The sequence below is a fragment of the Stenotrophomonas sp. KH_029 genome, from assembly GCF_057839765.1.
In genome coordinates, this window is the sequence record NZ_CM174498.1 from 303,657 (window position 1) to 324,678 (window position 21,022).

Genomic DNA, 21,022 nt, shown 5'->3' on the forward strand with positions numbered 1-21,022 from the left:
GCGCGGCTATTCCACGTCCACCCGCCACTGCGCCGGCAGGCCTTCGACGATGTGCTGCATCAGCGCCCGCACCTTCGGGGTCAGGTCGCGGCGGTCGCTGACGCACAGGAACAACCGCATCGGTTCGGGCAACGCCTGCGCATCGCCGGCGGCATTGTCCTCGAACAATGCCTGCAGCTCGCCGCGGGCCAGGTAGGGCGCGGCCACGAACGCGGCCAGCCGGGTGATGCCGCCGCCGGCCAGCGCCATCGCCGCCAGTGCGTCGATGTCATCGCTGACCAGCGCCGGGCTGACGTCCGCGTCGAAGCGCAGCCCCTCGCGCACGAACCCCCAGCGCAGGTGGCGGCCGTCCCTGGGATGGCGGAACAGCAGGCAGCGGTGCTCGCGCAGCGCTTCGGGCGTGCGCGGTATCCCGGTCCGGGCCAGGTAGGACGGCGCGGCGCAGAACACGAACGGCACCTGGGCGATCGGCCGGGCGACCAGGCCCTCCTCCAGCTGCGGCTCGATGCGGATGCTCACATCCACGTCTTCGCGCGCATGGTCCACGTTGCGGTCGGCCAGCAGCAGCTCGATCGCCAGGCGTGGGTAGCGCGCCTTCAGCGACGGCAGCAGTGGGGCCAGCTTGTGCCGGCCGAAGGAGGTGCTGCAGGCGATGCGCAGGCGGCCTTCGGGGGTGGCGTCCAGGTCGGTCACCGCCGCCTGCGCCCGTTGCAGGTCGCGCTCGATGTAGCGCACCTGGGCCAGGTACAGCGCGCCACGCTCGGTCAGCGCCAGGGTGCGGGTGGTGCGGTTGAACAGGCGTACGCCCAGGTGCGCCTCCAGCCGGGCGATGTTCTGCCCCACCGCTGCGGCGCTGATGCCCAGCGTGCGTGCGGCGGCGGCCAGGCTGCCGGCATCGGCGGTGCGGATGAAGCTGCGGATTGACTGGAGAATGTTCATGGTTACCGCCATTCTCGCCTGTGATTACAAAGTTTGTCTTTGCAAAGAGCCAACAGGGCCGGATCTACCGGCGGCCCGGGGCGGCTCCTATGGTGTTTCTCCCCCGGCCAGCGCACACCGCGCCCGGCCCGGCCGTCTTTCCTGGAGATCACCATGAACCTTGCGACCGTCCCCCTCGACACCGACCCCCAGGAAACCCAGGAATGGCGTGAAGCCCTGCAGGCGGTCACCGAGGCGGCCGGCCGTCCGCGCGCGCATTACCTGATCGACCAGCTCAGCGACCAGGACGTGGCCGGCCATGGCGACCTGCACACGCGCGCCTGGACCGCCTACGTCAACTCCATCCCGGTCCAGCGCCAGCCGGCGTATCCGGGCGACCTGGCGATCGAGCGCCGGCTCAACGCGATGATCCGCTGGAACGCGATGGTGATGGTGCTGCGCGCCGGCAAGCACTCCAACGTGGGCGGCCACATCGCCACCTACCAGTCCGCCGCGGTGCTGTATGACGTGGGCTTCGACCATTTCTTCCGTGGCCGCACCGACAGCTTCGACGGCGACATGATCTACATCCAGGGCCATTCGGCACCGGGCATCTACGGCCGCGCCTTCGTCGAAGGCCGCATCGACCCGGCGCGCATGGACAACTTCCGCCGCGAGTCCGACCGCGACGGCCTGTCCTCCTATCCGCACCCGCGGCTGATGCCTGAATTCTGGCAGTTCCCCACCGTATCGATGGGGCTGGGCCCGCTCACCGCGGCCTACCAGGCGCGCTACATGCGTTACCTGGAATACCGCGGCCTGAAGGAACACCAGGGCCGCAAGGTCTGGGCCTTCCTCGGCGATGGCGAAATGGACCAGCCCGAATCGCTGGCGGCCATCTCGGTGGCCGGGCGCGAGCGGCTGGACAACCTGGTGTTCGTGGTCAACTGCAACCTGCAGCGCCTGGACGGCCCGGTGCGCGGCAACGCCAAGGTCATCCAGGAACTGGAAGGCACCTTCCGCGCCGCCGGCTGGAACGTGATCAAGGTGATCTGGGGCGGCGGCTGGGACGCGCTGCTGGACAAGGACCGCAGCGGCCTGCTGCGCCAGCGCATGATGGAGTGCGTGGACGGCGACTACCAGACCTTCAAGTCGCAGAACGGCGCCTACGTGCGCGAGCATTTCTTCGGCAAGTACCCCGAGTTGCTGGCGCTGGTGGCCGACCTGAGCGATGACGACATCTGGGCACTGGCGCGCGGTGGCCACGACCCGCAGAAGGTCTACGCCGCCTACGCGCAGGCGGTGGCCGGCAACGGCCGCCCGAGCGTGATCCTGGCCAAGACGGTCAAGGGCTTCGGCATGGGCGAGGCCGGCGAAGGCCAGAACATCAACCACCAGCTGAAGAAGATGAGCCTGGAGGCGGTGCGTGCGTTCCGCGACCGCTTCGACCTGCCGGTAGCCGACGACCAGCTGGAAGACATGCCCTACCTGCGCCCGGCCCCGGGCAGCGTCGAGGAACGCTACTTCGCCCAGCGCCGCCAGGCCCAGGGCGGGCAGCTGCCGGCACGCCTGACCCACGTCGACCCGCTGCCGGTGCCGCCGTTGTCGGCGTTTGCCACCCAGCTGCAGGGCAGTGGCGAGCGCGGCCAGTCCACCACCATGGGCTTTGTGCGCATCCTCGGGACGCTGCTCAAGGACCCGGCGCTGGGCAAACTGGTCATCCCGATCGTGCCCGATGAATCGCGCACCTTCGGCATGGAAGGCCTGTTCCGCCAGATCGGCATCCATTCCTACCTGGGCCAGCTCTACACCCCGCAGGACGCCGGCCAGCTGAGCTATTACAAGGAAGCCAAGGACGGCCAGATCCTGCAGGAAGGCATCAACGAGTCCGGCGCGATCTGCTCGTGGATCGCCGCCGGCACCGCCTACAGCAACCATGCCCTGGCCACCATTCCGTTCTACATCTTCTATTCGATGTTCGGCCTGCAACGCGTCGGCGACCTGGCCTGGGCCGCGGCCGATGCGCGCACCCGCGGTTTCCTGCTCGGTGCCACCTCCGGGCGCACCACCCTGATGGGCGAAGGCCTGCAGCACGACGATGGCCACAGCCACGTGCTGTCGTCGGTGATTCCCAGCTGCCTCTCCTATGACCCCACCTACAACTTCGAACTGGCGGTGATCATCCAGGACGGCCTGCGCCGCATGTACGTGGACCAGGAAGACATCTACTACTACATCACCGTGCTCAACGAAAACTACCCGCACCCGGCCATGCCTGCCGGCGCCGAGCAGGGCATCCTCAATGGCATGTACCTGCTGCACCCGGCCGCGGCCGACAGCGACCCGGCGCTGCGCGTACAGCTGCTGGGCAGCGGCGCGATCCTGCGCGAAGTGGAAGCGGCTGCGGCGCTGCTGCAACAGGATTTCGGCATTGCCAGCGATGTCTGGAGCGCCACCAGCCTGACCGAGCTGCGCCGCGATGGCCTGGCCGCCGAACGCTGGAACCTGCTGCATCCGGCCCAGGCGCCGCGCGTGCCCTACGTGCAGCAGTGCCTGGCCGCGCACCCGGGCCCGGTGGTGGTGGCCACCGATTACATGAAGATCGTCGCCGACCAGATCCGCCCGTTCGTCGAGGGCCGGCGCTTCGCCGCCCTGGGCACCGACGGCTTCGGCCGCTCGGACACGCGCGAGGCGCTGCGCAGCTTCTTCGAGGTGGACCGCCATTTCATCGTGCTGGCCGCGCTGAAGGCGCTGGCCGATGACGGCCGCATCGCGCGCAGCCGGCTGCAGGTGGCGATCGACCTGTACGGCATCAACGTGGACAAGCTGGACCCGGCGGGGGTGTAGCAGGCCGGCTTGGTTGCATCTGACAGCATCGCCCGCAGCACGGCGGTGCTCGCTTAAACTGGGCCGATGCGCCCCGATTCCATTCTTACCCTGTCATGCCCGGACCGTACCGGGATCGTCTACCGTGTGTCCGGCCTGCTGTTCGAGCTGGGCTGCAACATCCTCGACGCCCAGCAGTTCGGCGATGAGGAGAGCGGCCGGTTCTTCCTGCGCGTGCATTTCGACCGTGCCGCCAGCCAGCCGCTGGCCGACATCCAGGCGGGCATGGCGGCGCTGGCCACCGGGTTCGGCATGGACTGGCAACTGCATGATGCGCGCCGCCGCGCGCGCCTGCTGGTGCTGGTCAGCAAGCAGGGGCATTGCCTGAACGACCTGCTGTTCCGCACCCACAGCCGCCAGCTGCCGGTGGAAATCGCCGCGGTGGCCTCCAACCACGACGACTTCGCCGCCCTGGCCGGTTCCTATGGGGTGCCGTTCCACCACCTGCCGGTCACCGCCGACAACCGCGCGGCCCAGGAGCAGCAGATCATCGATCTGGTCGAGCGCGAGCAGATCGACCTGGTGGTGCTGGCGCGCTACATGCAGATCCTGTCGCCGCGGCTGTGCCAGGCACTGGCCGGCCGGGCGATCAATATCCACCACAGCTTCCTGCCCAGCTTCAAGGGCGCCCAGCCCTACCACCAGGCGCACGCGCGTGGGGTCAAGATCATCGGCGCCACCGCGCACTACGTCACCGAAGACCTCGACGAAGGCCCGATCATCGAACAGGACGTGGCCCGCGTGGACCATGCGATGACCCCGCGCGACCTGGTGCGGCTGGGCAGCGATACCGAATCGCAGGTGCTGGCCCGTGCCGTGCGCCGGCATGTGGAACACCGCATCCTGCGCAACGGCCACCGCACGGTGGTATTCCGCTGACTGCAGAAGCGGGTAGGCACCCACCGTTGGTGGGTACGGCGCTTGATTGGTGGCTACGTCACAGGCGGTAGGTACCGACCGTTGGTCGGTACGCCGCTGACCGGCTCCTCGCACATCCCAGACGATATCGGGAGCCGGCCAGCGGCCGGCACTACCGTGATCGCGGCATGCGGTCAGAGGATCGCAATCTTCGCCTTGGCCAGCGCCTGGCGCACCATGCCATCGTTGGCCCCGGTGACCGGCCGGGTCAGCTCCCACAGGAACTTGACCCGGAACCCGGCCTTCGCCGCGTCCTGCGCGCTCCACAGCACGCAGTAGTCGCGCGCCAACCCGCACACATGCACCTCGCGGATGCCGCGTTCGTGCAGCCAACCGGCCAGGCCGGTGGCCGGGCGGCTGCCGTCGGGGCCATGGTTCTCGCGGAAGGCGCTGTAGGAGTCCACCTCGCGGCGGCTGCCCTTGCGCAGGATCAGGTCGGCCACGGCCCAGTCCACGCCGGCGTGCAGCGCCGCACCGGCGCTGCCCTGCACGCAGTGGTCCGGCCACAGCGTCTGCGGCTGGGCATGCAGCAGGATCGCCTCGAACGGCAGGTGGCCCGGATGCTGGCTGGCAAAGGAGGCGTGGTCGGCCGGGTGCCAGTCCTGGGTGGCCACCACCGTGCGGTAGCGGCGCTGCGCCAGCAGCGCGGCAATCGGTGCCACCAGCGCATCGCCGTGCTCGCAGGCCAGGGCGCCGCCGGGCATGAAGTCCGGCTGCAGGTCGATCACCAGCAGGGCCACATCGGCAGGCAGGGCGGTCATGGCAGGTCCAACGCGACAGAACAGGGGCGACCAGCGTGGCGGCGCCCCGCGCGTACGTCAATCGCCCGTGGGCGCGCCGTTGTCCTGCCCGTAATACAGCAGGCCGATCCTGATCCGCTCGCGGCCGGTGTCGCGGCGGTGGCGGTTGGCATCGCGCAGCGAGTACACGCAGCCGCAGTACTCCTGCTGGTAGAACTGCTCGCGCTTGCTGATCTCCACCATGCGCGCCGCCCCGCCGCCCTTGCGCCAGTTGTAGTCCCAGTACTGGATGCCGGGGTAATGCGCGGCGGCGCGGTGGCCGCAGTCGTTGATCTGGTTCATGTCCTTCCAGCGCGAAATGCCCAGCGAACTGCTGATCACCGCAAAACCGTGCTCGTGCGCATACAGGGCGGTACGCACGAAGCGCATGTCGAAACACATCGTGCAGCGGATGCCGCGCTCGGGTTCGTTCTCCATGCCGCGGGCGCGGGCGAACCAGTTGTCGGTGTCGTAGTCGGCGTCCACGAACGGCACGCCATGCTTCTCGGCGAAACGGATGTTCTCCTGCTTGCGCAGTTCGTACTCCTTCGCCGGATGGATGTTGGGGTTGTAGAAGAAGATCGTGTAGTCGATGCCCGAGGCGGTGATGGCCTCCATCACTTCGCCCGAGCACGGCGCGCAGCACGAATGCAGCAGCAGCCGGGTGTGGCCGTCGGGCAGGGACAGGGTGGGGCGGTCGATCGGTGTCAGGTGTGGCATGCATCTCTCGTCGACCGCACCGCCGGCAACGGCGGCGGTACGGTCCTTGGGGCCATCTACGGAAGGCGGGTCAGGCCGCGTTGGCGTCGGCGGTTTCCTCGCGCAGCTGGCGTGCAGCCGCCACCAGCGCCTCCAGCGCCGCGCGGGTCTCCTTCCAGCCGCGGGTCTTGAGCCCGCAATCGGGGTTGACCCAGATCTGCTCCGGGCGCAGCACCTGCGCGGCCTTGCGCAGCAGCGCCAGCATTTCCTCCTTGTCCGGTACGCGCGGGGAGTGGATGTCGTACACGCCCGGGCCGATCTCGTTGGGGTACTGGAAGCGCACGAACGCATCCAGCAATTCCATGCGCGAGCGCGAGGTTTCGATGGAGATCACATCGGCATCCATCGCCGCCACCGAGTGGATGATGTCGTTGAACTCGGAATAGCACATGTGGGTATGGATCTGGGTCGCATCGCGCACGCCGCTGGCACTGATCCGGAACGCTTCGACCGCCCAGTCCAGGTAATCGCGCCACTGCGCGCGGCGCAACGGCAGGCCTTCGCGGATGGCCGGCTCGTCGATCTGGATCACGCCGATGCCGGCCGCTTCCAGGTCCAGTACCTCATCGCGCAGGGCCAGCGCGATCTGCCGGCAGGTATCGGCGCGCGACTGGTCATCGCGCACGAACGACCACTGCAGCACCGTCACCGGGCCGGTCAGCATGCCCTTCATCGGGCGGTCGGTCAGCGACTGGGCGTACTGCGACCAGCGCACCGTCATCGGCCGTGGCCGGGTCACATCGCCGAAGATCACCGGCGGTTTGACGCAGCGCGAGCCGTAGCTCTGCACCCACCCATTCTTGGTGAAGGCAAAGCCATCGAGCTGCTCGCCGAAGTACTCGACCATGTCGTTGCGTTCGAATTCGCCGTGTACCAGCACGTCCAGCCCGATCTGCTCCTGCACGCGCACGCAGTGTTCGGTCTGGGTGGCCAGGAACGCGTCGTAGTCGGCGTCGGAGAGCTTGCCGGACTTGTGGCGGGCACGCGCCTCGCGCACCTCCAGCGTCTGCGGGAACGAGCCGATGGTGGTGGTGGGGAAGCGCGGCAGCTTCAATGCACCGGCCTGGGCGAGGTGGCGCTGGGGGTAGCGGCTGTGGCGCTGTGCATCGGCCGGGGTCAAGCCAGCCAGGCGGGCGGCCACGGCCGGTTTGTGCACGCGCGGCGACTGCCGGCGCGATTCGATGCGTGCGCGCGATTCGGCCAGCCCGGCTTCGGCCTGCGGCTTGGCGTCCAGCGCGTCGGCCAGCAGGCGCAGTTCCTGCAACTTCTGCTTCGAGAACGCCATCCAGCCGCGCAGCTCGCCATCCAGCCTGGTTTCCAGGTCGAGGTCGACCGGGCTGTGCAGCAGCGAACACGACGGTGCCAGCCACAGGCGGTCGCCGAGGTGGCCGTGCGCGTAACGGGCCAGCACCAGCGCGTTGTCCAGGTGGGTGCGCCAGATGTTGCGGCCGTTGACCAGGCCGGCCGAGAGCACGCGGTCGGCCGGCAGAACCTTGAGCACGGCGTCCAGCTGCTCGGGTGCGCGGACCAGGTCCACGTGCAGGCCTTCCACCGGCAGCGCGGCGGCAAGCCCCAGGTTGTCCTCCAGTGCGCCGAAATAGGTGGCCAGCAACACCTTCGGGCGCGGCACGCCGGACAGCACCGCATAGGCATGCGCGAACGCGGCGCGTGCGGCCGCATCCAGGTCCTGCACCAGCACCGGCTCATCCAGCTGCACCCACTGGGCGCCGGCCTCCTTCAGGCTGCCCAGCAGCTGCGCATAGACCGGCAGCAGCGCATCCAGCAGGTCCAGCGCGGGGCTGCCGTCCACGGTCTTGGACAGCAGCAGGAAGCTCACCGGGCCCAACAGCACCGGTCGCGTTTCGATGCCCAGCGCTTTTGCTTCGCGGTATTCGGCCAGCGGTTTGTCGCCACGCAGCGCGAAGCCCTGGCCGGCCTGCAGTTCGGGCACCAGATAGTGGTAGTTGGTGTCGAACCACTTGGTCATTTCCAGCGCGTGCAGGTCATAGCCGTCGCGCTGCACACCCCGGGCCAGCGCGAAGTAGCCGGCCAACGGGTCGGCATCGGCCAGGACGCGGTAGCGGGCCGGGATCGCATCGACCAGGAAGGCGGTGTCCAGCACCTGGTCGTAGAAACTGAAGTCGTTGCTCGGCGGCACATCGACGCCGGCCTCGCGCTGCAGCGTCCAGTGGCGTGCGCGCAGGCCGCGGGCGGTGTCCTGCAGCGACGCTGCGCTGCTCTCTCCGGCCCAGAAGGCTTCCAGTGCGCGCTTGAGTTCGCGCTTGGCGCCGATGCGGGGAAACCCCAGGTTGGTAACAGTGGTCATGGAACGTGTCCTCATTGCATAGCGGCATTGAGGAACGAAGGAACCGCGCGCCGGCCACGCCATTGCTGCCGTGTCCGCCCCGCCAGCGACCTTCGCCCCCGCGGGCGAACCGGATGCCACGAAGCGGACGCACGGGGGCAGCGCCACGCGGACGGCATGGCGGCAGGCCCCGGCAACCTCCCCGCGGACGTTCCAGGTCGAATCAGGGGACGGTCATGTCCCCCGGCCGGGGCCGGTATTCGGGCTGATGGACACGGGCGCGGGCGCCCACCTAGTACCTGCCGCTTCCCAGGCGATGGTGCCCAGTGCTGTTGGCAGGATTCGTTTCCATTCACCGCTGCGGGGCAGCTCCGGAATGGGCGCGCGAGGCGCCTTCACCGGATTCCCGTTTAAACCCATCCCTTCATCTGCATGAAGCGATGGATACCTTCGGCGAGCACACGTTAGGCCGAAGGCGGCCGATGGTCAAGGGGGAAGGGCGCTGGCGGGAATCCTCGCTGGCGCCAGGTGGCGCTATGGCATCGCCAGGGGGGATTGACCCGCTGCAGCCGGGGACCGGCCTGGTGTTTGAGGCGGACCGCTGCCGGCCAGGTGGCGATCTGCCGGGCTGGATGTGGCTGGTCCGTTCCGGATGTGTCGGGTCCGGCAGTCGGCGCGGCCGAACCGGAAAAGCCGTTCCGTGCCGCACTTCTCAGGCCCTGAGAAGGCCTCGGGGGATACTGTCGCTATCAGCCCATCCGGGTGCCGGCCGCGTCCGGTACCGGCACGGGGCGCGTGCGGATCGGCCGCGCGCAGGCGGCGGCGAGGAGGGCAGCGTGGCGGACAAGTACTGCGATCTGGTCATGAAAGGCGGCATCACCAGCGGCATCGTGTATCCCAATGCGGTGCTGTCGCTGGCCCGCCAGTACCGCTTCAAGAACATCGGCGGCACCTCGGCCGGCGCCATCGCCGCAGCGGTGGCGGCGGCGGCCGCGCTGGGCGACCGCCGCCGCCACGCCGGCGAGGTGGTGGCCGACGAGGTCGGTTTCCCCGGCCTGGCCGCCGTGTCGGCGCAACTGTCCACGCGGGGTTTCATCTACCGCCTGTTCCAGCCGGCGCACGGCGCGCGCACCGCCTACCGGCTGCTGGTGATGCTGACCGGCAAGTCCAGCCTGCCGCGCAAGGCCGCCTGCCTGCTGGCGGCGGTGTTCGCCATCGCGCCGCTGGAACTGCTGGCATCGTTGCTGGTGCTGCTGGGCATCGGTTGGCTGGCCGCGGGCAGCGATGGCATCTGGGCCACGCTGCTGCCGTCGCTGCTGTGTGCCTATGGAGCCGGCGTGCTGGCGTCGGCGCTGCGCGTGGCACGGGTGGCGCGGCGCAACCTGCTGGGCCTGTGCAGCGGCGCCACCCAGGCCGACAGCAGCACCCCGGCCCTCACCGACTGGCTGCATGCCCGCCTGCAGGCACTGGCCGGCATGCCGTTGGACCAGCCGTTGACCTTCGGCGACCTGCACCACGCGCCGCGTTATGACGGTGAACCGATTGGCGCGCAGGCGATCAGCCTGCAGATGATCACCACCTGCGTGTCGCACACCGAGCCGCGCACGTTGCCATTCAGCGCGGCGCATTTCTGGTTCGTACGCGAAGAGTTCGCGCAGCTGTTCCCGGCCAGCGTGGTCGACTGGCTGGTGGCGCATGCCGGTGCGCCCGAGCAGGTTGACGGGCGCACCTATTACCGCCTGGTCGATGGCGAACAGCTGCCGGTGCTGGTGGCTACCCGCATGAGCCTGAGCTTTCCGCTGCTGATCAGCGCGGTGCCGTTGCACGAACCGGCGCGCCGCGAACGCCGCTGCGAGCCGCAGGCCGACACCGCCCCGCCGCGCGACAACAGCAACGTCGCCGACAGCATGGAAGGGCTGACCAGCGGCGGGCAGGACCGCAGCCCGGTGATCACCGCGTTCCGGGTGTGCTGGTTCTCCGATGGCGGTATCAGCAGCAACTTCCCGATCCACCTGTTCGATGCGGCGCTGCCGCGCTGGCCCACCTTCGGCATCAACCTGGTCTACCCGCGCCACGCCGATGCGGTCAGCATGCTGGCTGAAGGCACGGCCCAGGCGCAGATCGACCACGCGGTGTTCCTGCCCACCGAAAACCGCCAGGGCTGGCAGCGCAGCTACCAGTCCATCGCCCGGCCGCTGGCGGCAGCGGAAATGTCCGGCTTCCTGTTTTCGATCGTGTCGACCATGCAGAACTGGCGCGATGTGCTGCAGGCGCGCGCGCCCGGCTACCGTGACCGCATCGTGCACGTGTCGCTGCAGGGCGACGAGGGCGGCATGAACCTGGACATGCCGCAGGAGGTGCTCGGCCGCATCGCCGCCAAGGGCAGCCTGGCCGGCGAGCGCTTCTGCGATTTTTCCTTCCAGAACCACTTCTGGATCCGCTGGCGCAACCTGGCCTCGGCCTACCAGCGCTACACGCTGGAAATCGCGCGCACCGATGATCCCGCGCAGCGGGTGGCGGCCTGGGCCGATGCGTACCAGAGCGTGGCCAGCGGACAACCGCCGGCACCCTCGTACCGGTTGAGTTCGGAAGAGAAGCGCCGTGCATCGCAGCAGCTGTGGCGGCTGATGGTCGAGCAGGGCCAGGCCTGGGAAGACCTCGGCCCGGACCTCACCGACGGTGCACCGCGCCCGCTGCCGCAGATGAAGGTCACCCCGATTTACTGAGGATTACCCGCGTCCGGGCAACTGCGGGAACGCGCGCTGCATACAGTCCTCGCGTGGGCAGACCCGGCAGCCCGGGCCGATCGACACCGAGTTGCCGGGGCTCTGGATGTCCAGCCCGCGCGAATAGATCAGGCGTTCGGCGTGTTGCAGGTCGCAGCCCAGCGCGACGGCGAAGGTCTTGCGCGGCTGGCCATGCCCGACCGGCCCGCTGCTGACCTGCCGCGCCAGCCAGAAATGGCGACGGCCATCGGGCATCCGCGCGGTCTGGGTCAGCACCCGCCCGGGCTGGTTGAAGGCCTCGTAGACGATCCACAGCGGGCAGGAGCCGCCCACCTGCGAGAAGTGGAAATCGGTGGCCGAGTGGCGTTTGGATACGTTGCCGGCGCGGTCCACCCGGATGAAGAAGAACGGCAGCCCCGGCGCACTGCGCCGCGCCAGCGTGCTCAGGCGATGGCAGACCGCCTCGAAGCCCACCCCGAACCGGTGCGCCAGCGCATCGATGTCGTAGGCACTGTGCTCGGCCGCGCGCAGGAACTGCGCATACGGCATCACCAGCGCACCGGCGAAATAGTTGGACATGCCGATCCGCGCCTGGGCGATCTGCTCGGCCTGGCCGAAGCCGGCGCGCGCGATCACCGCATCGATCTGCGCCGCATAGCCCAGCAGGGCCAGCTCGGCGGCCATCTGGAACGCCTGCTGGCCCGGCTCCAGGTAGTCGGGCAGCCACAGTGTGCGGCTGCCGCCGTCGTACACGCGCTTTTCGCGCCCGGCCTGCAGCGGTGCCACTTCCACCAGCACGCCATGGCGGTCGGCCAGCAATTGGCGCAGGCGCGGCGCCACGTGCCCGGCCACCAGCCCCCATTCGCCGAACAGCTGCTCGGCCAGGTCGTCCAGTTCGGGGATGTGGTTGTGCATGCGGTTGAAGAAGTCGCGCACCTGGTCGCCGGCCGGCAGCGCCTGCCCGGCATGCACGTCGCCCAGCTGGAATTCCAGCGCGGCGGCGTGCTCGCGCAGCATCAGGTGGCGGCGGTGCAGGTCCAGCAGGGCGCGGCTGACCTGCGGCAGGTTGCCGGCCATGGCACGCAGTTCGGTGCTGCTGACCTCGGCCAGGCCCAGGTCGCGCAGGGTCTCGCCCAGCGCTTCCTGCAGCGCCGCGGGCTCATCCACGTCGAACAGCCCTGAAACGTCGCCCAATACCTCGCGCAACCGCGCCTGCACCGCCGGGGTCAGGGGGCGCTTGTTACGCTCGATCTGGTTCAGGTAGCTGGCCGACAGACCCAGCGCCCGCGCCAGTTGAGCCTGGCCATAGCCGCGCTGCTCGCGCAGTTTGAGCAGGCGCAGGCCAAGTTGGCGGTGGGGGCTGGCTTCGTTCACAAAATTCACAAGAATCGTTGCGGGCGTTGGCCAGATTAAGCGCATACAGCCCGGAAATCGAGGTTGGCAGTGTGAATAATGCGAACAACTTTCGTACCCGCCGGGATTCCCATGACTGTTGCAGCGCCCCGTATCCGCATGTTGATCGATGGCCAGTTCATCGAATCGGCCAGCTCGCATTGGCAGAACGTGGTCAATCCGGCCACCCAGGACGTCCTGGCCCAGGTCCCGTTCGCCACCCCTAGCGAAGTCGACGCCGCCGTGGCTGCGGCCAAGGAAGCCTTCAAGACCTGGCGCAAGACCCCCATCGGTACCCGCGCGCGCATCTTCCTGAAGTACCAGCAGCTGATCCGCGAGCACATGAGCGAGCTGGCCCACATCCTCAGCGCCGAGCAGGGCAAGACCGTGCCGGATGCCGAAGGCGATGTGTTCCGCGGCCTGGAAGTGGTCGAGCACGCTGCGGCGATCGGCAACCTGCAGCTCGGTGAGCTGGCCAACAACGTGGCCAACGGCGTGGACACCTATACCCTGCTGCAGCCGCTGGGCGTCTGCGCGGGCATCACCCCGTTCAACTTCCCGGCGATGATTCCGCTGTGGATGTTCCCGATGGCCATCGCCACCGGCAACACCTTCATCCTCAAGCCGTCCGAACAGGACCCGATGGTGACCATGCGCCTGGTCGAACTGGCGCTGGAAGCCGGCATCCCCAAGGGCGTGCTGAATGTCGTCCACGGTGGCGAAGACGTGGTCAACGCGATCTGCGACCACCCGGATATCAAGGCGGTTTCCTTCGTGGGTTCCACCCGCGTCGGCACGCATGTGTACAACCGCGCCTCGCTGGCCGGCAAGCGCGTGCAGTGCATGATGGGCGCCAAGAACCATGCCGTGGTGCTGCCTGACGCCAACAAGGAACAGAGCCTCAACGCGATGGTCGGTGCCGCCTTCGGCGCGGCCGGCCAGCGCTGCATGGCCGCCTCCACCCTGGTGCTGGTCGGCGAAGCGCGCCAGTGGGTGCCGGACCTGGTGGCCAAGGCCAAGACGCTCAAGGTCAGCGGTGGCAGCGTCGCCGGGACCGATGTCGGGCCGGTGATCTCCTGCGCCGCGCGTGAGCGTGTCGAGGGCCTGATCGCCTCGGGCGTGGAGCAGGGTGCCAAGCTGGTGCTGGACGGCCGCAACCCGCAGGTCGATGGTTTCGAGAAGGGCAACTTCGTCGGCCCGACCATCTTCGCCGGCGTGAAGCCGGGCATGCGCGTGTACGACGAAGAAATCTTCGGGCCGGTGCTGGTGATCCTGGAAGCGGACACGCTGGAAGACGCCATCGAACTGATCAACGCCAACCCCAATGGCAACGGCACCGCGCTGTTCACCCAGTCCGGCGCGGCCGCGCGCAAGTTCCAGGAAGACATCGACGTCGGCCAGGTCGGCATCAACGTGCCGATCCCGGTGCCGGTGCCGCTGTTCTCCTTCACCGGTTCGCGCGCTTCCAAGCTCGGCGACCTGGGCCCGTACGGCAAGCAGGTGGTGATGTTCTACACCCAGACCAAGACGATCACCTCGCGCTGGTTCGATGACGAGACGCTGGGTCATGGCGTCAACACCACCATCAGCCTGAAGTAAGCAACAACGGAGTTCGACCATGAGCCACTCGATGACGACGGAACTGGAAGAAGCACAGCAGGCCTATAGAGAGGCTGCGCGCGACTTCGCCCAGGCCGAACTGGCGCCGCACGCCGCGCGATGGGATGCGGAGGGCATCTTTCCGCGCGAGGCGATCGCCAAGGCCGGGGAACTGGGGTTCTGTGGCCTGTACATGGACCCGGAAGTTGGCGGCAGCGGGCTGAGCCGTCTGGACGCCGCCGTCGTCATCGAGGAACTCGCCAATGTGGATCCGTCCACGGCGGCCTATGTCAGCATCCACAACATGGCCTCGTGGATGGTGGCCAAGTGGGGCCAGGAGAGCCTGCGTGCCGAGTGGGGCGCAGACCTTGCCGCCGGCACCAAGCTGGCCTCGTACTGCCTGACCGAGCCGGGTGCCGGCTCGGATGCGGCCTCGCTGAAGACCAGCGCGGTGCGCGACGGCGACCATTACGTGCTCAACGGCTCCAAGGCCTTCATCTCCGGCGCCGGTGCCACCGAACTGCTGGTGGTGATGGCCCGCACCGGCGGTGCCGGCGCGGGCGGGATCAGCGCGATCGCGGTGCCGGCCGACCTGCCCGGCATCAGCTACGGGCGCAAGGAAGAGAAGATGGGCTGGAACAGCCAGCCCACCCGCGGCATCACCTTCGAAAACGTGCGCGTGCCGGTCAGCCATCTGCTCGGCGAGGAAGGCGGCGGCTTCAAGCTGGCCATGAAGGGCCTGGACGGCGGCCGCATCAACATCGCCGCCTGCTCGCTGGGGGCGGCCCAGGGCGCGCTGGATGCCGCACGCCGTTACATGGGCGAGCGCCGCCAGTTCGGCAAGGCGCTGGCCGAGTTCCAGGCGCTGCAGTTCAAGCTGGCCGACATGGCCACCCAGCTGGTCGCCGCCCGGCTGATGGTGCACACCGCCGCGCGCAAGCTCGACGCCGGCGCCGGCGATGCCAACGTGTGGTGCGCGATGGCCAAGCGCTTCGCCACCGACGCCGGGTTCACCATCTGCAACGAGGCCCTGCAGATCCACGGCGGCTACGGCTACATCCGCGAATACCCGATCGAACGCCTGCTGCGCGATTCGCGCGTACACCAGATCCTGGAAGGCACCAACGAAATCATGCGGGTGATCGTGGCCCGCCACCTGCTCAACACCGAAGAGGAACTGCGATGATGGATTGGCGCCAGCATGATCATGTCGGCCTGAAGGTCGAGGCCGACGGCCACGTTGCGGTCATCACCCTCAACAACCCGCCGGCGCATACCTGGACCGTGCACAGCCTGTCGGCGCTGCGCGACCTGGTCGGCACGCTCAACGCAGACCGAGATATCTACGCGCTGGTGATCACCGGCGACGGCGAGAAGTTCTTCTCGGCCGGCGCCGACCTCAAGCAGTTCGCGTCCGGCGACAAGGCGGCCGCACGCATCGCTGCGCGTCGCTTCGGTGAGGCCTTTGAAGCGCTGTCCGGCTTCCGCGGCGTCTCCATCGCGGCGATCAACGGCTACGCGATGGGCGGTGGCCTGGAGTGCGCGCTGGCCTGCGACCTGCGCATCATCGAAGAACACGCCCAGGTGGCGCTGCCGGAGGCCACCGTCGGCCTGCTGCCGTGCGCCGGCGGTACCCAGAACCTGCAGCGCCTGGTCGGCGAAGGCTGGGCCAAGCGCATGATCCTGCTCGGCGAGCGCATCGATGCGGACACCGCGCTGCGTATCGGCCTGGTCGAAGAGAAGGTTGGGAAGGGTGAAGCCAAGGCCCTGGCACTGGCATGGGCGCACAAGGCCGGCAAGCAGAGCCCGACCAGCATCGCCGCCTGCAAGACCCTGGTGCAGGCCACCCGCAGCGGCACCCACGCCGCTGCCCTGGTCGCCGAGCGCGAGGCCTTCGTCGATCTGTTCGACAGCGCCGACCAGGCCGAGGGCGTGAACGCCTTCCTGGAAAAGCGCGCTGCACAGTGGAAGAACGCATGAGTACCGCCGCCGCCAACGACGAGGCGCCGGTGCTGTTCGAAGAGCGCCAGGCCGGCAACGGCACGCGCATCGGCATCGCCACGCTCAACGCAGCGCGCACCCTCAACGGGTTTTCGCTGCCGATGGCGCATCTGCTGCGCGCGCGGCTGGACGCCTGGGCCAACGATGACGGCATCGCGCTGGTGGTGCTGCAGGGCGCGGGCGAAAAAGCCTTCTGCGCCGGCGGCGACCTGCACAGCCTGTACCGCAGCATGGTCGACTATCGCGACGGTCAGAAGGCCGACATCCGCGACAACGCCTACGCCGCCGAATTCTTCGATGTGGAATACCGCGTCGACTACGCCATCCACACCTATCCCAAGCCGATCCTGTGCTGGGGCCATGGCATCGTCATGGGCGGTGGCATCGGTCTGATGTCCGGCGCCAGCCACCGTGTGGTCAGTGAGCGTTCCAAGCTGGCGTTCCCCGAGATCACCGTCGGCCTGTTCCCCGATGTGGGCGGCAGCTGGCTGCTGCCGCGCGTGCCCGGCAAGGGCGGCCTGTTCCTGGCCCTGACCGGCGCCCCGCTCAATGCCGGCGATGCGATCTATGCCGGCCTGGCCGACATCCATATCGCCGAGGCGCAGCGCCAGGCCGTGTTCAACGCCCTGGCGGACGTGCACTGGAGCCGCGAGGCCAAGCGCAACCACGAACAACTGACCGCGCTGCTGCAGCAGCACGCCAGCGACGCGGCAACCGGCCCGTTGCTGCGCAATGCCGCCGCCGTTGATGCGCTGTGCGCCGGCGACGACCTCGGCGCGATCGTCGATGCGATCCTTGCCCTGGAGACGGACGACGCCTGGCTGACCAACGCGAAAACCACGCTTGCTGCCGGTGCGCCGGGGTCGGCGCGGCTCGCGTTCGAGCTGCAGCGCCTGGCCGAGGGTGCCTCGTTGGCGCAGGTCTATCGCATCGAATACATCGCAGCGCTCCACGCGGCGGCCCATGGCGATTTCGCCGAAGGCATCCGCGCGCTGCTGATCGACAAGGACCGCAACCCACAGTGGCAGCCGCGCACGCTGGCCGAGGCCACCGCGCAGTGGGCCCAGACCTTCTTCGTATCGCCCTGGTCCGACGCCGCGCATCCGCTCGCCGACCTCGGTGCCACCGTCCCTGAAAGGAGCCACGCATGAGCCGTATTGCATTCATCGGGTTGGGCAACATGGGTGGCCCGATGGCCGCCAACCTGGCCAAGGCCGGCCACGCCGTCCGCGTGTTCGATCTGGTGCCTGCCGCCGTGCAGGCCGCCGTCGATGCCGGCGCGACCGCTGCCACCTCGGCAGTGGATACTCTGACCGACGCCGAGATCGTCATTTCGATGCTGCCGGCCAGCCGCCACGTCGAAGGCGTCTACCTGGGCGATGACGGCCTGCTGGCCGACATTCCCGGCGGCGCGCTGGTGATCGACTGCAGCACCATTGCCCCGGCCACCGCACGCAAGGTATCCGAAGCGGCGGCCGCGCGCGGCCTGCAGATGCTCGATGCACCGGTCTCCGGCGGCACCGCCGGTGCCCAGGCCGGTACCCTGACTTTCATCGTCGGCGGCGAAGCCGACGCGCTCGAACGCGCCCGCCCGCTGTTGCAGGCGATGGGCAAGAACATCTTCCATGTCGGCGCCAGCGGTGCCGGCCAGGTGGCCAAGTTGTGCAACAACATGGCGCTGGGCGTGATCATGGCCGTCACCGGCGAAGCGATCGCGCTGGGCGTGGCGCACGGGCTGGACCCGAAAGTGCTGTCGCAGATGATGGCGGTCAGCACCGGCCGCAGCTGGGCCACCGAAGTGTGCAACCCGTGGCCGGGCGTGCTGGAAAATGCCCCGGCCTCGCGCGGCTACAGCGGCGGTTTCGGCAGCGACCTGATGCTCAAGGACATGGGCCTGGCGGTGGAGGCGGCGATGAGCGTGGGCGCTTCGATCCCGCTGGGCGAACTGGCGCGCAACCTGTATTCGATGAACCACCAGGCCGGTCGCGGCAAGCTGGATTTCTCCAGCGTGGTGCAGTTGATCACGCACGACAATTAAGGGCGGCAATCGCACAGCGGTTGCCCACCGGTAGGCAACGACCGTTGGTCGTTGCACCGGGTAAACCAGACGCATCCCTGGGCACCGGCCCGGGGATCCACCGCGGTGGGATGGGCGGTTGCCAGGCGGCCAAGCCAGGCAGCCGCCCATTTTTTTTGTTACCGGTAGGTGCCGACCGTTGGTCGGCACGGCTGCCGCATCAGGCAACCGTCAACGTCACATCGATGTTGCCACGGGTGGCGTTGGAGTACGGGCACACGATGTGCGCCTTCTGCACCAGTTCTTCGACCTGCTCGCGCGGCAGGCCCGGCACGCTGATCTCCAGCGCCACTTCGATGCCGAACCCGGTCGGGATCTGGCCGATGCCGACCTTGCCGGTGATCGTCGTCTCGGCCGGCAGCGCGACCTTGGCCTGGCCGGCCACGAACTTCAGCGCGCCCAGGAAGCAGGCCGAGTAGCCGGCGGCGAACAGCTGTTCGGGGTTGGTGCCCGGGCCGCCGGCACCGCCCAGCTCGCGCGGGGTGGACAGCTGCACGTCCAGCACCTTGTCGGAGGAGGTGGCGTGGCCTTCACGGCCGCCGGTGGCGGTGGCAGTGGCGGTGTACAGAACCTTTTCGATGGACATGGGAGTCTCCTGCGGAGTGAAAGGGGTGGGCCAGATGGCAGGTGTACTTTGACCTGTCCGGCGCGGCTTTGGGTTACATTTCGTCTATCAAACTTGATCAAGAGTCTGAAATGGTCGATCGTCTCCAAGCCCTGCTGGGCCGTTTCGCGGTCACCGCGGAGGTCTTCCATGCCGGGCCGCTGTGCGGCATCAACGATCTGGCCGCCGATGGCGAGCGCGGCCAGCTGCACCTGATCGGCGCCGGCCAGGTCCGCGTTGAACACGCCGACGGCCAGGTGCTGGAGATCACCCGGCCCAGTGTGCTGCTGTACCCGCGCCCGCTGGCCCATCGCTTCGTCACCGACCCGCAGCGCGGCGCCGACTTCGCCTGCGCCCACCTGCAGTTCGAAGGCGCGGGCAACAACCCGGTTGCCGCCGCGTTGCCACCGGTGGTCTGCCTGCCGCTGGACACCCTGCCCGGTGGCCAGCCGGTGCTGTCGCTGCTGTTCGAGGAAGCCTTCGCACAGCGCTGCGGCCGCCAGGCCCTGCTCGACCGATTGTTCGAAGTGGTGCTGATCCAGATCCTGCGCGCGCTGATGGAAAGCGGCCAGATCCGGGTCGGCCTGCTCGCCGGCATGGCCCATCCGCGCCTGCGCCACGCGCTGGTGGCCATGCACGAGGCCCCGGCCGACGAGTGGACCCTGGAGTCGCTGGCCCAGCGCGCCGGCATGTCGCGCAGCGCGTTTGCCGACAGTTTCCGCGACACCATCGGCAGCACCCCCGGCCACTACCTGCAGGGCTGGCGCACCCGCCTGGTGCAGCAGGCGCTGCGCCGCGGCCACCCGCTCAAGCGCATCGCCATCGACGTCGGCTACGGCAGCGAGGCCGCGCTGTCGCGCGCGTTCAAGGCGCAGACCGGGCAGTCGCCGCGGCAGTGGAAGCAGGCGGCAGGCACGGCAGTGGCGGCCGCGTCCTGAGCGGGACGCTCAGATCGCCCACTCCCGATCCGTGGTGAACATGATGGTCAGCCAGCGGTCGGTCGACTCCTCGCCCAGCGCCTGGCCGATCTCATCGCGCAGGCGGTCCCATTCGAGCAGCGCGCGTGGCCGGTCATCGGCGCGCACCACGAAGAACAGCTCGATCTGTTCGCCACGCCCGACCTTGGCCACGTAGCTGCGGTATTCGAGGAAACCGTGTTTGGCCACGATCTCGCGCGCCACCGCATCCACGTGTGCCTGCAGGTCCGCCGGGGTGATCAGCAGGATGTCCGACAACGCCTGGCGCACGGTACCGAGCGGGGCGACCACCACGAACAGGCACACCAGCAGCAGGATCGCCGGATCGATGTATGGCACCAGCCACGCCCAGGCCGTACCGCCCAGCGCCCAGCCGCCGACGAAGGCGACCAGGTAGGCGGCCGACATGCTGGCGGCCACCACCCAGTTCTTCGCATCCAGCGCGATGAATTCCGAACCGATCGCGCGGTTGGCGTGGCGCACGAACAGCGCCAGCCCGGTTTCGGCGACGATCGACAGCGCCGCGAACACGATCGCAGGCCCCAACGCGATCTGGCGCCCGCCGGACATCAGCGCGTCCACCGCGTTGACCCCGGCATACAGCGCCGCGCCGATCATCAGGCTGCCACTGACCCCCAGCACGATCGGCTCCAGGTGCCAGAAGCCCATGGTGAAGCGCTGGTTCAAGCGCGACTGCAGCGCCTCCACCTGGGTGGACTGGCTGATCAGCCGCACCACCAGCAGCGACAGCCAGGTCATCACCACATCGATCAGGCCGTAGATGCCATCGAAGATGATCAGCGACGAATTGGCCAGCAAACCGAACCCCACCGCCGCGGCGGCCATCGCCAGCGAAGCGGCGATCGACAGGCGCAGGACGCCTTGTTCGGTGGTGGGGTCGAAACGGGCGGGCCGGGTACTGCGCATGGGGTGGCCGAAGCGGGCGGGAGGCCTATTGTGGCCCGGCAGCGCCGGCAGGGGGCGGCCGCTGCCGGCCCGGATCGACGCCGATACTGGCCCTGGCATCGCGGTTGCGTAACGATCCGCTGCGCAGAATGGACATACGACAGTGACAATGGGG

Annotated in this window: 16 protein-coding genes and 1 riboswitch; of the genes, 9 read left to right on the forward strand and 7 right to left on the reverse strand. The window is 68.6% G+C overall.

Annotation, left to right across the window (positions count from 1 at the left end; translation table 11 throughout):
- Nucleotides 1-6 precede the first annotated feature (6 nt).
- Nucleotides 7-939, reverse strand: a complete 933-nt coding sequence (locus AC3ITM_RS01365; protein ID WP_489267830.1) for a substrate binding domain-containing protein — start codon at nucleotides 937-939, stop codon at nucleotides 7-9.
- A 153-nt stretch (nucleotides 940-1,092) separates the two neighbouring features.
- Between AC3ITM_RS01365 and aceE the strand changes: the two genes are divergently transcribed.
- The gene (gene aceE, locus AC3ITM_RS01370; protein ID WP_489267832.1) at nucleotides 1,093-3,765 is read left to right on the forward strand and encodes a pyruvate dehydrogenase (acetyl-transferring), homodimeric type; all 2,673 of its coding nucleotides are present in this window, start codon (nucleotides 1,093-1,095) and stop codon (nucleotides 3,763-3,765) included.
- Between the two features lie 66 nt (nucleotides 3,766-3,831).
- A complete protein-coding gene (purU, locus tag AC3ITM_RS01375) occupies nucleotides 3,832-4,683 on the forward strand; it encodes a formyltetrahydrofolate deformylase (protein ID WP_489267834.1) in 852 nt (283 codons plus the stop codon).
- Nucleotides 4,684-4,856: 173 nt separating this feature from the next.
- Here the strand turns inward: purU and pncA are convergent, their stop codons facing one another.
- The 3 genes from pncA to metE form a co-directional block, all read right to left on the reverse strand.
- Complete coding sequence (gene pncA / locus AC3ITM_RS01380; RefSeq protein WP_489267835.1) at nucleotides 4,857-5,483, reverse strand: bifunctional nicotinamidase/pyrazinamidase; 627 nt, start codon at nucleotides 5,481-5,483, stop codon at nucleotides 4,857-4,859.
- Nucleotides 5,484-5,540: 57 nt separating this feature from the next.
- Complete coding sequence (locus AC3ITM_RS01385) at nucleotides 5,541-6,221, reverse strand: epoxyqueuosine reductase QueH (RefSeq protein WP_489267837.1); 681 nt, start codon at nucleotides 6,219-6,221, stop codon at nucleotides 5,541-5,543.
- 70 nt (nucleotides 6,222-6,291) lie between these two features.
- Nucleotides 6,292-8,586, reverse strand: coding sequence for a 5-methyltetrahydropteroyltriglutamate--homocysteine S-methyltransferase (metE, locus tag AC3ITM_RS01390; RefSeq protein WP_489267839.1), 2,295 nt, complete (start codon nucleotides 8,584-8,586; stop codon nucleotides 6,292-6,294).
- A 213-nt stretch (nucleotides 8,587-8,799) separates the two neighbouring features.
- Nucleotides 8,800-9,033: riboswitch (cobalamin riboswitch) on the reverse strand.
- A gap of 368 nt (nucleotides 9,034-9,401) precedes the next feature.
- On the opposite strand from metE, the gene AC3ITM_RS01395 reads away from it, so the two are divergent.
- Complete coding sequence (locus AC3ITM_RS01395) at nucleotides 9,402-11,291, forward strand: RpoH suppressor (RefSeq protein WP_489267841.1); 1,890 nt, start codon at nucleotides 9,402-9,404, stop codon at nucleotides 11,289-11,291.
- Between the two features lie 3 nt (nucleotides 11,292-11,294).
- Here AC3ITM_RS01395 and AC3ITM_RS01400 read toward each other — a convergent pair whose 3' ends face one another.
- Entirely contained in the window at nucleotides 11,295-12,665 is a 1,371-nt protein-coding gene (locus AC3ITM_RS01400; protein WP_489267843.1) for a helix-turn-helix domain-containing protein, read from the reverse strand.
- A gap of 111 nt (nucleotides 12,666-12,776) precedes the next feature.
- On the opposite strand from AC3ITM_RS01400, the gene AC3ITM_RS01405 reads away from it, so the two are divergent.
- From AC3ITM_RS01405 to mmsB, 5 genes are read left to right on the forward strand one after another with little or no spacing between them, the layout of a single operon-like run.
- Nucleotides 12,777-14,282: a CoA-acylating methylmalonate-semialdehyde dehydrogenase gene (locus AC3ITM_RS01405; RefSeq protein ID WP_489267845.1), complete on the forward strand. Its 1,506-nt coding sequence runs from the start codon at nucleotides 12,777-12,779 to the stop codon at nucleotides 14,280-14,282.
- A 19-nt stretch (nucleotides 14,283-14,301) separates the two neighbouring features.
- Nucleotides 14,302-15,468: an acyl-CoA dehydrogenase family protein gene (locus tag AC3ITM_RS01410; RefSeq protein ID WP_489267847.1), complete on the forward strand. Its 1,167-nt coding sequence runs from the start codon at nucleotides 14,302-14,304 to the stop codon at nucleotides 15,466-15,468.
- Entirely contained in the window at nucleotides 15,465-16,262 is a 798-nt protein-coding gene (locus AC3ITM_RS01415) for an enoyl-CoA hydratase (protein WP_489267849.1), read from the forward strand. The genes AC3ITM_RS01410 and AC3ITM_RS01415 overlap by 4 nt, the downstream gene beginning before the upstream one ends.
- Complete coding sequence (locus AC3ITM_RS01420) at nucleotides 16,259-17,434, forward strand: enoyl-CoA hydratase/isomerase family protein (RefSeq protein WP_489267850.1); 1,176 nt, start codon at nucleotides 16,259-16,261, stop codon at nucleotides 17,432-17,434. Before AC3ITM_RS01415 ends, AC3ITM_RS01420 begins: the two co-directional genes overlap by 4 nt.
- A complete protein-coding gene (mmsB, locus tag AC3ITM_RS01425) occupies nucleotides 17,431-18,321 on the forward strand; it encodes a 3-hydroxyisobutyrate dehydrogenase (RefSeq protein WP_489267852.1) in 891 nt (296 codons plus the stop codon). Before AC3ITM_RS01420 ends, mmsB begins: the two co-directional genes overlap by 4 nt.
- A 199-nt stretch (nucleotides 18,322-18,520) precedes the next feature.
- On the opposite strand, the gene AC3ITM_RS01430 is transcribed toward mmsB, so the two are convergent.
- The gene (locus tag AC3ITM_RS01430) at nucleotides 18,521-18,946 is read right to left on the reverse strand and encodes an organic hydroperoxide resistance protein (protein ID WP_489267854.1); all 426 of its coding nucleotides are present in this window, start codon (nucleotides 18,944-18,946) and stop codon (nucleotides 18,521-18,523) included.
- Nucleotides 18,947-19,056: 110 nt separating this feature from the next.
- On the opposite strand from AC3ITM_RS01430, the gene AC3ITM_RS01435 reads away from it, so the two are divergent.
- The gene (locus AC3ITM_RS01435) at nucleotides 19,057-19,902 is read left to right on the forward strand and encodes an AraC family transcriptional regulator (RefSeq protein ID WP_489267856.1); all 846 of its coding nucleotides are present in this window, start codon (nucleotides 19,057-19,059) and stop codon (nucleotides 19,900-19,902) included.
- A 9-nt stretch (nucleotides 19,903-19,911) separates the two neighbouring features.
- On the opposite strand, the gene AC3ITM_RS01440 is transcribed toward AC3ITM_RS01435, so the two are convergent.
- A complete protein-coding gene (locus tag AC3ITM_RS01440; RefSeq protein ID WP_489267858.1) occupies nucleotides 19,912-20,868 on the reverse strand; it encodes a cation diffusion facilitator family transporter in 957 nt (318 codons plus the stop codon).
- Between the last annotated feature and the right edge of the window lie 154 nt (nucleotides 20,869-21,022).